This is a genomic window from Pseudomonas sp. B21_DOA (genome assembly GCA_030544685.1).
In the GTDB taxonomy this organism is placed as follows: domain Bacteria; phylum Pseudomonadota; class Gammaproteobacteria; order Pseudomonadales; family Pseudomonadaceae; genus Aquipseudomonas; species Aquipseudomonas fluorescens_AO.
Genome location: CP086683.1, coordinates 5823879 through 5836805, shown reverse-complemented (window position 1 = coordinate 5836805; position 12927 = coordinate 5823879). Strand labels below are relative to the sequence as shown.

8 protein-coding genes and 3 pseudogenes are annotated in these 12927 nt (G+C 62.6%); all 11 read left to right on the top strand.

Features of this window, described 5'->3' with window-relative positions:
* Position 1 precedes the first annotated feature (1 nt).
* The 11 genes and pseudogenes from rsmH to LJU32_26990 all read left to right on the top strand — a co-directional run bounded on the left by rsmH (position 2) and on the right by LJU32_26990 (position 12923).
* On the top strand, positions 2-943 hold the full coding sequence (gene rsmH / locus LJU32_27040) for a 16S rRNA (cytosine(1402)-N(4))-methyltransferase RsmH (GenBank protein ID WKV91215.1): 942 nt from the start codon (positions 2-4) through the stop codon (positions 941-943).
* The gene (ftsL, locus tag LJU32_27035) at positions 940-1233 is read left to right on the top strand and encodes a cell division protein FtsL (protein WKV88903.1); all 294 of its coding nucleotides are present in this window, start codon (positions 940-942) and stop codon (positions 1231-1233) included. Before rsmH ends, ftsL begins: the two co-directional genes overlap by 4 nt.
* Positions 1230-2971, top strand: a pseudogene (locus LJU32_27030) (penicillin-binding protein 2). Before ftsL ends, LJU32_27030 begins: the two are co-directional and overlap by 4 nt.
* A pseudogene (locus LJU32_27025) lies at positions 2971-4433 on the top strand (UDP-N-acetylmuramoyl-L-alanyl-D-glutamate--2,6-diaminopimelate ligase). Before LJU32_27030 ends, LJU32_27025 begins: the two co-directional pseudogenes overlap by 1 nt.
* Positions 4426-5792: pseudogene (locus LJU32_27020) on the top strand (UDP-N-acetylmuramoyl-tripeptide--D-alanyl-D-alanine ligase). Before LJU32_27025 ends, LJU32_27020 begins: the two co-directional pseudogenes overlap by 8 nt.
* The gene (gene mraY / locus LJU32_27015) at positions 5792-6874 is read left to right on the top strand and encodes a phospho-N-acetylmuramoyl-pentapeptide-transferase (protein WKV88902.1); all 1083 of its coding nucleotides are present in this window, start codon (positions 5792-5794) and stop codon (positions 6872-6874) included. The pseudogene LJU32_27020 and the gene mraY overlap by 1 nt, the downstream one beginning before the upstream one ends.
* A gap of 5 nt (positions 6875-6879) precedes the next feature.
* A complete protein-coding gene (gene murD / locus LJU32_27010; GenBank protein WKV88901.1) occupies positions 6880-8226 on the top strand; it encodes a UDP-N-acetylmuramoyl-L-alanine--D-glutamate ligase in 1347 nt (448 codons plus the stop codon).
* Between the two features lie 2 nt (positions 8227-8228).
* Complete coding sequence (gene ftsW, locus LJU32_27005; protein WKV91214.1) at positions 8229-9440, top strand: putative lipid II flippase FtsW; 1212 nt, start codon at positions 8229-8231, stop codon at positions 9438-9440.
* Complete coding sequence (gene murG / locus LJU32_27000; protein ID WKV88900.1) at positions 9430-10500, top strand: undecaprenyldiphospho-muramoylpentapeptide beta-N-acetylglucosaminyltransferase; 1071 nt, start codon at positions 9430-9432, stop codon at positions 10498-10500. Before ftsW ends, murG begins: the two co-directional genes overlap by 11 nt.
* A complete protein-coding gene (murC, locus tag LJU32_26995; GenBank protein ID WKV88899.1) occupies positions 10493-11947 on the top strand; it encodes a UDP-N-acetylmuramate--L-alanine ligase in 1455 nt (484 codons plus the stop codon). The genes murG and murC overlap by 8 nt, the downstream gene beginning before the upstream one ends.
* A 1-nt stretch (position 11948) precedes the next feature.
* Positions 11949-12923, top strand: coding sequence for a D-alanine--D-alanine ligase (locus LJU32_26990; protein ID WKV88898.1), 975 nt, complete (start codon positions 11949-11951; stop codon positions 12921-12923).
* Positions 12924-12927: the final 4 nt, after the last annotated feature.

Genomic DNA, 12927 nt, shown 5'->3' with positions numbered 1-12927 from the left:
TATTGATAGCGGCTTTAACCACATCACCGTACTGCTTGACGAAGCCGTCGAGGCTCTCGCCGTACGTCCTGATGGCTGCTATCTGGACGGCACGTTCGGGCGCGGCGGGCACAGCCGGTTGATCCTCAGCCAGCTCGGGCCGGACGGTCGACTCATCGGATTCGACAAGGATCCTCAAGCGATTGCCACCGGGCAAACGCTAGCGGCCGAAGACGGCCGCTTTGTCGTTGTGCAGCGCAGCTTTGCCGAGCTCGGTTCGGTGGTTGCCGAGCAGGGGCTGGCCGGCAAGGTCAGCGGCATTCTGCTCGACCTCGGCGTGTCGTCGCCGCAGCTCGACGATGCCGAACGCGGCTTCAGTTTCCTCAATGACGGGCCGTTGGACATGCGCATGGACCCGTCCCGTGGCATCAGCGCTGCCGAATTCGTCAACACCGCGCCGGTGGAAGAAATTGCCCGGGTGTTCAAGGAATACGGCGAAGAACGTTTCTCCGGGCGTATGGCCCGTGCCGTCGCCGAGCGCCGTGACATCAAGCCGTTCGAGCGCACCGCCGATCTGGCCGAAGTGCTGAAAGTCGCCAACCCGGCGTGGGAAAAGGGCAAGAACCCGGCCACCCGCGCATTTCAGGGTTTGCGCATTCACGTCAACAACGAACTCGGCGATCTTGAAGCCGGCCTCGACGCCGCGCTGGACGCGCTGGAAGTTGGCGGCCGTCTTGTGGTCATCAGCTTCCACTCGCTGGAAGACCGCATCGTCAAACTGTTCATGCGCAAACTGGTGAAAGGCGAGGCGGATAATCTGCCGCGCAATCTGCCGGTTCGCCACGTCGCCTTCGAACCGAAAATCAAAATCCACGGCAAAGCGCAGACGGCCTCCGACGCCGAACTCAAAGCCAACCCACGTTCCCGTAGCGCCGTCATGCGTGTCGCGGAGAAGTTGCGGTGAGCAAGCTTTTCGCCAAACCCCTGCCCGGCGGCAGCTTTCTGATGCTGTTGCTGTTTATCGGCGTGCTGTTTTCGGCCATTGCCGTGTCGTACAGCGCGCACTGGAACCGGCAATTGCTCAACACGCTTTATAACGAACTCAGCGTGCGCGACAAGGCGCAGGCCGAATGGGGCCGGCTGATTCTCGAGCAGAGCACCTGGACTGCGCACAGCCGCATCGAAGTGCTGGCCACCGAACAACTGAAGATGCACATCCCTGGCGCGGCTGACGTGAAAATGGTGGCGCCATGATGAAACTCGAAGGCGCACTGTTCCCATGGCGCTTCCGCTTGATGGTGGCGCTGCTTGGCCTGATGGTCGCGGCGATCTGCTGGCGCATCATCGACCTGCAAGTGGTCGACCGTGACTTCCTCAAAGGTCAGGGCGACGCGCGCAGCCTGCGGCACATTCCGATTCCGGCGCACCGTGGCCTGATCACCGACCGTAATGGCGAACCTCTGGCCGTCAGTACGCCAGTGACCACGTTGTGGGCCAACGCCAAGGAAATGCAGACGGCCAAAGAGAAGTGGCCAGCGCTCGCCGCCGCGTTGGGCCAGAACCCGAAAGCCCTGAGCGAACGCCTTGAAGCCCAGGCCAACAAAGAATTCATTTACCTGGTGCGCGGGCTGACCCCGAGCAGGGTCAGGCTGTGCTCGATCTGAAAGTGCCGGGCGTTTATGGCATCGAAGAATTCCGCCGCTTCTACCCGGCCGGTGAAGTCACCGCGCACATGGTCGGCTTTACCGATATCGACGATCACGGTCGCGAAGGTGTCGAGCTGGCCTATGACGAGTGGCTGGCCGGGGTGCCGGGCAAACGACAAGTCATCAAGGATCGCCGGGGCCGGCTGATCAAGGATGTTCAGGTCACCAAGAACGCCAAGGCCGGCAAGCCCTTGGCGTTGTCGATTGACCTGCGTCTGCAATACCTGGCCAACCGCGAGCTGCGCAACGCGATCATCGAGAACGGCGCGAAGGCCGGCAGTCTGGTGATCATGGACGTGAAGACCGGCGAAATTCTGGCCATGGTCAACCAGCCGACCTACAACCCGAACAACCGTCGCAACCTGCAACCGGCGATGATGCGCAACCGCGCGATGATCGACGTGTTCGAACCGGGTTCGACCATGAAAGCCATTTCCATGAGCGCTGCGATCGAAACCGGCCGCTGGAAACCGAGCGACACCGTCGAGGTGTACCCGGGCTCGTTGCAGATCGGCAAGTACACCATCAAAGACGTGTCGAAGACCGAAGGTCCGGTGCTCGATCTGACCGGCATCCTGATCAATTCCAGTAACGTCGGCATGAGTAAAGTCGCCTTCGATATCGGCGGCGAAACCATTTTCCGTCTGGCGCAGAAAGTCGGCCTCGGTCAGGACACCGGCCTGGGCTTCCCCGGCGAACGTGTCGGCAATCTGCCCAACTACCGCGAATGGCGCAAGGCTGAAACTGCAACCTTGTCTTACGGCTACGGTATTTCCGTGACCGCGATCCAGTTGGTGCATGCATTCTCGGCGCTGGCCAACAACGGTCGCCTCGCGCCGCTGACCCTGATCAAAACCGACAAGATGCCGCAGACCACGCAAGTGCTGCCGGAAGCCGTGGCGAAAACCATGCAGGGCATGTTGCAGCAAGTGATCGAAGCACCGCGCGGCGTGTTCCGTGCGCAGGTGCCGGCGTACCACGTGGGCGGCAAGTCGGGTACCGCGCGCAAGACTTCGGTCGGCACCAAGGGTTACGCAGAAAACTCTTACCGTTCGCTGTTCGCCGGTTTCGGTCCGATGAGCGACCCGCGTTACGCCATCGTTGTGGTGATCGATGAACCGACCAAGGCTGGTTACTTCGGTGGTCTGGTGTCGGCGCCGGTATTCAGCCGTGTGATGTCCGGCACCCTGCGCCTGATGAACGTCACCCCGGACAACCTGCCGACCACCCAGCAGGCCAACGCCACCCCGGTCGTTCCGCTGAAAGCCAATGGAGGGCGCGGCTGATGTCATTAAGTCTGAACAAGATATTCCCCACGCCGGCCACGATCTGTTGATCCGTGAACTGGCGCTGGACAGCCGTAACGTGCGCGCCGGCGACTTGTTTCTCGCCGTACCTGGCGGCCGTTTCGATGGCCGTGCGCACATCGCCGATGCCTTGCAACGCGGCGCGGCTGCCGTGGCTTATGAAGTCGAAGGCGCCACCGTGCTGCCGATCACTGACGTGCCGCTGATTCCGGTCAAGGGTCTGGCGGCGCAGCTGTCGGACATTGCCGGGCGTTTTTACGGTGAGCCGAGTCATCACTTGAACCTGATCGGCGTCACTGGCACCAATGGCAAGACCAGCGTGACCCAACTGGTCGCGCAGGCGCTGGATCTGCTCGGCCAGCATTGTGGCATCGTCGGCACGCTCGGTTCCGGTTTCTACGGCGCGCTGGAAAGCGGCCTGCACACCACGCCGAATCCGATTGCCGTGCAAGCGACGCTGGGCGACCTGAAAAAGGCCGGCGCGAAAGCCGTGGCCATGGAAGTGTCGTCTCATGGTCTGGATCAGGGGCGGGTGACAGCGCTGGCGTTCGACGTGGCGGTGATGACCAATCTGTCACGTGATCATCTGGATTATCACGGCACCATGCAGGCGTACGCGGAGGCCAAGGCCAAGCTGTTCGCCTGGAATGACCTGAAGTGCCGCGTGGTCAACCTCGACGACGATTTCGGCCGGCAATTGGCGGCGGAAAAACGCGAGTCGCGTTTGATCACCTACAGCCTGCTCGACAGCAGCGCTTACCTGTTTTGTCGCGAAGCGCAGTTCGACGACCACGGCGTGCGCGCCACGCTGGTCACGCCGCAGGGCGAGCATCACCTGCGCAGCACATTGCTCGGGCGCTTCAACCTGAGCAACGTTCTGGCGGCAGTCGGCGCCTTGCTCGGCCTGGATTACGCCCTCGACGAAATTCTCAAAGTGCTGCCGAAGCTCGAAGGTCCGGCCGGGCGTATGCAGCGTCTGGGTGGCGGTACGCAGCCGCTGGTAGTGGTCGATTACGCCCACACCCCGGATGCGCTGGAAAAAGTTCTCACAGCATTGCGCCCGCACGTCAAAGGTCAACTGCTGTGCCTGTTCGGCTGCGGCGGTGATCGCGATCGTGGCAAGCGTCCATTGATGGCCGAAGTGGTCGAGCGTCTGGCTGACCAGGTGCTGGTCACTGACGACAACCCGCGCACCGAAGATCCTGCTGTGATCTTCGACGACATCCGCGCCGGTTTCACCGCTGTGGATAAAGTCACCTTCGTCGCCGGTCGCGGTCAGGCCATTGCGCAACTGATTGCCGGCGCAACCGCTGACGACGTGATTGTGCTCGCCGGCAAAGGTCACGAGGACTATCAGGAAATCAACGGCGTGCGCCATGCGTTTTCCGATCTGGTCGAGGCCGATCATGCCCTGACCGCGTGGGAGGTGGCCCATGCTTAAGGCCCTGGCACTCAGCGAATTGATCAACGCGCTCGACGCCCAACTGATTGGCGACGACGCCAGTTTCAATGGCGTGAGCATCGACAGCCGCGCGATCCAGCCGGGCCAGTTGTTCATCGCCCTGACCGGCCCGCGTTTCGACGGTCATGATTATCTGAACGACGTTGCCGGCAAAGGCGCCGTGGCGGCACTGGTCGAGCGCGAAGTCGCCGACAGCGCGCTGCCGCAGTTGCTGGTCAAGGACACCCGTCAGGCGCTGGGCCAACTCGGCGCCTTGAACCGTGCTGCATTCACCCAGCCAGTGGCGGCGGTGACCGGTTCCAGCGGCAAGACCACGGTCAAGGAAATGCTCGCGAGCATTCTGCGCACCCGCGGCCCGGTGCTGGCGACCCGTGGCAATCTGAACAACGACCTCGGCGTACCGCTGACCCTGATCGAACTGGCGCCGGAGCACACCTCGGCCGTGATCGAACTGGGCGCTTCGCGTCTTGGCGAAATCGCCTACACCGTCGGCCTGACCAAGCCGCACGTGGCGATCCTGAACAATGCCGGCACCGCTCACGTCGGTGAGTTCGGCGGCCCGGAAAAATCGTCGAAGCCAAAGGCGAAATCATCGAAGGCCTGGCCGCCGATGGCATCGCCGTGCTCAACCTCGATGACAAGGCTTTCGGCATCTGGAAGACCCGTGCGGCTGGCCGCCAAGTGCTGACCTTCGCCCTGAGCAACAGCGAAGCGAATTTTCACGCCAGTGATCTGGCCACTGATGCCCGCGGTTGCCCAGCGTTCAACCTGCACACGCCTGAGGGTAGCGAGCGCGTGCAACTGAACCTGCTTGGTACCCATAACGTCGCCAATGCCTTGGCTGCCGCCGCCGCTGCTCACGCCTTGGGCGTGTCGCTGTTCGGCATCGCCACCGGCCTCGGCGCGGTGCAACCGGTCAAGGGGCGCACCGTCGCGCAACTGGCGAAAAACGGCATGCGCGTGATCGATGACACCTACAACGCAAACCCCACCTCGATGTGCGCGGCCGTTGATATACTCGCCGGCTTTTCCGGCCGCACCGTCCTGGTGCTCGGAGATATCGGCGAGTTGGGCGACTGGGCGGAGCAGGGGCACCGCGACGTGGGCGAGTACGCCCGAGGCAAGGTTTCCGCGCTTTACGCGGTCGGGCCGAACATGGTCCACGCGGTAAACGCTTTCGGTGAGCAGGCGCAGCACTTCGGCACACAGGCCGAGCTGATCCAGGCCCTCGCCGCCGAGCAGGACACAAACACCACCATTTTGATCAAGGGTTCGCGCAGCGCAGCGATGGAAAACATCGTTGCGGCTCTGTGCGGGTCCAGTCTGGAGAAACATTAATGCTGCTGCTGCTAGCGGAGTATCTGCAACAGTTCTACAAAGGCTTCGCGGTCTTCCAGTACCTGACCCTGCGCGGGATTCTCGGTGTGCTGACCGCGCTGGTTTTGTCGCTGTGCTATGGCCCGTGGATGATCCGTACTCTGCAGAACCGTCAGATCGGCCAATCGGTACGTAACGACGGCCCGCAATCGCACCTGTCCAAATCCGGCACGCCGACCATGGGTGGCGCGTTGATCCTGTCGTCGATCGGCGTCAGCACCTTGCTCTGGGCTGACCTGAGCAACCGCTACGTCTGGGTGGTGCTGCTGGTGACCCTGCTGTTCGGTGCCATCGGCTGGGTCGACGATTACCGCAAAGTCATCGAGAAGAACTCCCGTGGCCTGCCGAGCCGCTGGAAGTATTTCTGGCAATCGGTGTTCGGCCTCGGCGCAGCGATCTTCCTTTATATGACTGCCGCGACGCCGGTGGAAACCACCCTGATCCTGCCGATGCTCAAGGACTACAGCATTCCGCTGGGCGCCGGGTTCATCGTGCTGACCTACTTCGTGATTGTCGGTTCGAGCAACGCGGTCAACCTGACTGACGGCCTCGACGGCCTGGCGATCATGCCAACCGTGATGGTCGGCGGCGGCCTGGGGATTTTCTGCTACCTGTCGGGTAACGTGAAATTTGCCGAATACCTGCTGATTCCTTACGTGCCTGGCGCGGGCGAGCTGATTGTGTTCTGCGGCGCGCTGATCGGTGCCGGCCTTGGTTTCCTCTGGTTCAACACCTATCCGGCGCAAGTGTTCATGGGCGACGTCGGTGCCCTGGCACTCGGCGCGGCCCTGGGCACCATCGCCGTGATCGTCCGCCAGGAAATCGTCCTGTTCATCATGGGCGGCGTGTTCGTGATGGAAACCCTGTCAGTGGTCATTCAGGTTGCCTCCTTTAAGCTGACCGGTCGCCGCGTGTTCCGCATGGCGCCGATTCACCACCACTTTGAACTCAAGGGCTGGCCCGAGCCGCGCGTGATCGTCCGTTTCTGGATCATCACCGTGATTCTCGTCCTGGTCGGCCTTGCCACCCTGAAGCTGAGGTAGAACGAGTGTCTCTGATCGCTTCTGACCACTTCCGCATCGTTGTCGGCCTCGGCAAGAGCGGCATGTCCCTGGTTCGCTTCCTGGCGAACCGGGGCACGTCGTTTGCCGTCGCCGACACGCGGGACAATCCACCGGAACTGGCCACGCTCAAGCGTGACTATCCGCACGTGGAAGTGCGTTGTGGCGAGCTGGACGTCGAATTCCTCTGCCGTGCCGACGAGCTCTACGTGAGCCCCGGCCTGGCGCTGGCGACCCCGGCCCTGCAAGCCGCCGCGGCCCGTGGCGTGAAAATGTCCGGCGACATCGAGCTGTTCGCGCGTAACGCGCGGGCGCCGATTGTCGCGATCACCGGTTCCAACGCAAAAAGCACCGTCACCACGCTGGTTGGCGAAATGGCGGCTGCGGCTGGCAAACGCGTCGCTGTTGGCGGCAACCTCGGCACCCCGGCGCTGGATCTGCTCAGCGATGATGTCGAGCTTTACGTGATGGAGCTGTCGAGTTTTCAGCTGGAAACCACCGACCAGCTCAACGCCGAAGTGGCCACCGTACTGAACATCAGCGAAGACCACATGGATCGCTACAGCGGTCTGCCGGCCTATCACCTGGCCAAGCACCGGATCTTCCGTGGCGCGAAGCAGTTTGTGGTCAACCGTCAGGACGCCCTCAGCCGTCCGTTGATCGGCGAAGGTCAGCCATGCTGGACCTTTGGCCTGAGCAAGCCGGATTTCAAGGCGTTCGGCATTCGCGAAGAAGATGGCGAGAAGTACCTGGCCTTCGAATTCCAGAACCTGATGCCGGTGCGTGATCTGAAGATTCGCGGCGCGCACAACCAGTCCAACGCGCTCGCCGCATTGGCCCTGGGTCACGCTGTGGGCCTGCCGTTCGACGCCATGCTCGCAGCGCTGCGCGCGTTTGCTGGTCTCGAGCATCGCTGCCAGTGGGTGCGCGATCTGGATGGCGTGGCTTATTACAACGATTCCAAAGCCACCAACGTTGGCGCTGCTCTGGCCGCCATCGAAGGCCTCGGTGCGGACATCGACGGCAAGATCATTCTGATCGCCGGCGGTGACGGCAAAGGCGCCGAATTCAATGATTTGCGCGATCCGGTGGCGGCCAACTGCCGCGCCGTGGTGCTGATGGGCCGTGACTCCGACAACATCGGCGCAGCCATTGGCGATGCCGTACCGCTGATTCGCGCGAGCTCGCTGATCGACGCTGTTGCGCAATGCCGCGCCGCTGCCCAACCGGGCGATGTGGTGCTGCTGTCGCCGGCCTGCGCCAGTTTCGACATGTTCAAGAATTACGAAGACCGTGGTCACCAGTTCGTCCGCGCTGTGGAGGAACTGGCATGAACCTGAGAAACATCATCAAGCCGTACCCGTCGCCGCTGATCACCGGGCGTGGCATCGACCTCGATTTCCCGATGCTCGCCGGTTGCCTGGCGCTGCTGGGGCTTGGCCTGATCATGATCGCCTCGGCGTCCACCGAAGTGGCGGCGGCGCAGTCGGGCAGCCCGCTGTATTACATGATTCGCCACCTTATTTACGTGGTGCTGGGCCTGGGCGCGTGCATCGTCACCATGATGATCCCGATCGCCACCTGGCAGCGCCTCGGCTGGATGATGCTGATCGGTGCGTTCGGCCTGCTGGTGATGGTGATCATCCCCGGCATCGGCCGCGAAGTGAACGGTTCGATGCGCTGGATCGGTTTCAGCTTCTTCAACGTGCAACCGTCGGAAATCGCCAAGGTGTTCGTGGTGATCTACCTCGCCGGTTATCTGGTGCGCCGACAGAAAGAAGTGCGCGAGAGCTGGATGGGCTTCTTCAAGCCGTTCATCGTCCTGTTGCCGATGGCCGGTCTGTTGCTGATGGAGCCGGACTTCGGTGCCACCGTAGTCATGATGGGCGCGGCGGCGGCGATGCTGTTCCTTGGCGGGGTCGGGCTGTTCCGTTTCTCGCTGATGGTGGTGCTGGCGGTCGGCGCGGTGGTTTTGCTGATTCAGATGCAGCCCTATCGAATGGCGCGTCTGACCAACTTCGCTGACCCGTGGGCCGACCAGTTCGGAGCCGGATATCAGTTGTCGCAAGCCTTGATCGCCTTCGGTCGCGGCGAGTGGCTGGGCGTCGGCCTGGGCAACAGCGTGCAGAAACAGTTCTACCTGCCGGAAGCGCACACCGACTTCGTGTTCTCGGTACTCGCCGAAGAACTCGGTGCGGTCGGTTCGTTGTGCACCGTCGCGCTCTTCGTGTTCGTGTGTATTCGCGGCATGTATATCGGCTTGTGGGCGGAGAAGGCCAAGCAGTTCTTTGCCGCTTACGTGGCTTACGGCTTGTCGTTCCTGTGGATTGGTCAGTTCCTGATCAACATCGGTGTGAACGTCGGCCTGCTGCCAACCAAGGGTCTGACCTTGCCGTTCCTCAGTTACGGCGGCAGCTCGCTGGTGATCTGCTGCGCCTGTCTGGGCCTGTTGCTGCGCATCGAATGGGAGAGTCGAACCCACCTGGGCAGCGAAGAGATGGAATTCCAGGAGAGCGACTTCGCCGAGGAGCCGACTCATGGGCGCTAACGTATTGATCATGGCCGGCGGTACCGGCGGCCACGTGTTCCCGGCGCTGGCCTGTGCCCGCGAGTTTCAGGCGCGCGGCTACACCGTGCACTGGCTCGGCACGCCACGCGGGATCGAAAACGAACTGGTTCCGGCGGCCGGGCTTGAACTGCACCGGATCAACGCCAGCGGACTGCGCGGCAAGGGCAAGCTGTCGCTGCTCAAGGCGCCGCTGATGCTGCTCAAATCGGTATGGCAGGCGCGGGCGATCATGCGCCGCCTGAAGCCGGTGTGCGTGGTCGGCTTCGGCGGTTATGTGACCGGCCCTGGCGGCCTTGCTGCGAAACTGGCCGGCGTGCCAGTGATCGTTCACGAGCAGAACGCGGTCGCCGGCACCGCCAATCGGTTGCTGGTGCCGTTCGCCGCCCGAGTGTGTGAAGCGTTCCCCGACACCTTTACTCTGTCGGACAGCCGCCGTACTACCGGTAATCCGGTGCGCAGCGAGCTGTTCCTCGACACATCGCGACCGGCGCTGACCGGGCGCAAAGCGCGTTTGCTGATCCTTGGCGGCAGCCTCGGCGCAGAACCGTTGAACAAATTGCTGCCTGAAGCCCTGGCCCAAGTCGCTGCCGACCTGCGCCCGGAAGTGTTTCATCAGGCCGGCAAAAATCACGATGAAGTGACTGCCGAGCGTTACCGCGCCGCGGGCGTGGACGCGCAGGTGCAGCCGTTCATCAAAGACATGGCCCAGGCCTATGGTTGGGCTGACCTGGTGGTGTGCCGCGCCGGCGCGCTGACCATCAGTGAGCTGGCGGCCGCCGGTCTGCCCTCGATGCTGGTGCCTTTGCCCCATGCGATCGACGATCACCAGACCCGCAACGCCGATTATTTGGCCCGCGAAGGCGCAGCCTTCCTGATGCCGCAAAGAACGACTGGTGCCGCGGATCTTGCCGCGCGCCTGACAGAGGTCTTGATGCAACCGCAACGACTCGAAGCAATGGCCCAAGCGGCCCGCCGACTGGCCAAACCCGATGCCACCCGTAGCGTGGTCGATACCTGTCTGGAGGTGGCCCATGGTTGAGAATCAGAAAGCCATGCCACAACCGGAAATGCGCCGCATCCGTCGCATCCACTTCGTCGGCATTGGCGGCGTGGGCATGTGCGGTATTGCTGAAGTGTTGTTGAACCTGGGCTATCAAGTCTCCGGTTCCGACCTGAAAGCGTCGCCGGTGACCGAACGCCTGGAATCGTTTGGCGCGCAGATCTTCATCGGTCACCGTGCCGAGAACGCCGCTACCGCCGATGTGCTGGTGGTGTCGAGCGCTGTGAACACGTCCAACCCGGAAGTGGCGACTGCCCTTGAGCGCCGCATTCCCGTGGTGCCGCGTGCCGAAATGCTCGCCGAGCTGATGCGCTACCGCCACGGTATTGCCGTCGCCGGTACCCACGGCAAAACCACCACCACCAGCCTGATCGCTTCGGTGTTCGCGGCCGGTGGTCTAGACCCGACCTTCGTGATCGGTGGTCGTCTGAATGCAGCGGGCACCAATGCCCAGCTCGGCACCAGCCGTTACCTGATCGCCGAAGCCGACGAAAGCGATGCGAGCTTCCTGCATCTGCAGCCGCTGGTGGCCGTGGTCACCAACATCGACGCCGACCACATGGCGACCTACGACGGTGACTTCAACAAACTGAAGAAGACCTTCGTCGAATTCCTGCACAACCTGCCGTTCTACGGGCTGGCGGTGATGTGCCTGGACGATCCGGTGGTGCGCGAAATCCTGCCGCTGGTGAAACGTCCGACCGTGACCTATGGCTTCAGCGAAGATGCCGACGTGCGCGCAATCAATGTGCGCCAGCAAGGCATGCAGACCTTCTTCACCGTGCTGCGCCCGGATCGCGAGCCGCTGGACGTGTCGGTGAACATGCCCGGCAACCACAACGTGCTCAACTCGTTGGCGACCATCTGCATCGCCACCGACGAAGGCGTCAGCGATGAAGCCATCGTTCAGGGCCTGTCGGGCTTCCAGGGTGTCGGTCGACGCTTCCAGGTCTACGGCGAACTGCCGGTGGACGGCGGCAACGTGATGCTGGTCGACGACTACGGTCACCACCCGACCGAGGTCGCTGCGGTGATCAAAGCCGTACGCGGTGGCTGGCCGGAGCGTCGTCTGGTGATGGTCTACCAGCCGCATCGCTACAGCCGCACCCGTGATCTGTACGACGACTTCGTCAATGTACTGGCCGACGCCAACGTGCTGCTGCTGATGGAAGTCTATCCGGCCGGCGAAGAGCCGATCCCGGGCGCCGACAGCCGCAAGCTGTGCAACAGCATCCGCCAGCGCGGTCAGCTCGACCCGATCTACATCGAGCGTGGCGTCGACCTGGCGCCTTTGGTCAAGCCGCTGCTGCGCGCCGGCGACATTCTGTTGTGCCAGGGCGCGGGTGATATCGGCGGTCTCGCGCCGAAGCTGTTGAAAAGTGAATTGTTCGCCGGCGCCGTGGCGGCGCCGGTCGAGGGAAGTTGAAATGACTGCTGCCTACGCCAAGCTGTTCTCCACCATCGCGCCGAAAGACTTCGGCCGCGTCGCCGTGCTCTTCGGCGGCCTGAGCGCGGAGCGTGAGGTTTCGCTGAAATCCGGCAACGCGGTGCTTGAGGCGCTGCAAAGCGCTGGCGTTGACGCGTTCGGTATCGATGTAGGCGAAGACTTCCTGCAGCGTCTGCTCAGCGAAAAGATCGACCGTGCGTTCATCATTCTCCACGGTCGCGGCGGTGAAGACGGCAGCATGCAGGGCCTGCTCGAATGCGCGGGTATTCCGTACACCGGCAGCGGCATCCTCGCCTCGGCCCTGGCCATGGACAAACTGCGCACCAAGCAGGTCTGGCACAGCCTCGGGATTCCGACGCCGCGTCACGCCGTGCTGTGCAGCGAAGCCGATTGTATTTCGGCAGCGACGGAACTGGGCTTGCCTTTGATCGTCAAACCGGCGCATGAAGGTTCAAGTATCGGGATGGCCAAAGTGAATTCTGCGTCCGAGTTGATCGACGCATGGAAAGCGGCCAGTACCTACGATTCGCAAGTGTTGGTTGAGCAATGGATTCAAGGTCCGGAGTTCACCATCGCCACCCTGCGTGACCAGGTGTTGCCTCCTATCGCCCTGGGTACACCGCACACATTTTACGACTACGACGCCAAGTACATCGCCAACGATACCCAGTACCGCATTCCGTGCGGCCTGGACGCGGCCAAGGAACAGGAACTCATGGAACTCACGGCCAAGGCCTGTGAGGCGCTGGGTATCGCCGGTTGGGGCAGGGCGGACGTGATGCAAGACGCCGACGGGCAGTTCTGGTTCCTCGAAGTCAATACCGCACCGGGCATGACCGATCACAGCCTGGTGCCGATGGCGGCGCGGGCTGCCGGTCTGGATTTCCAGCAACTGGTTCTGGCCATTCTGGCCGCCAGCGTCGAAGACGCAGGCGCAACAGAGGCGCGAGGTTAAGACC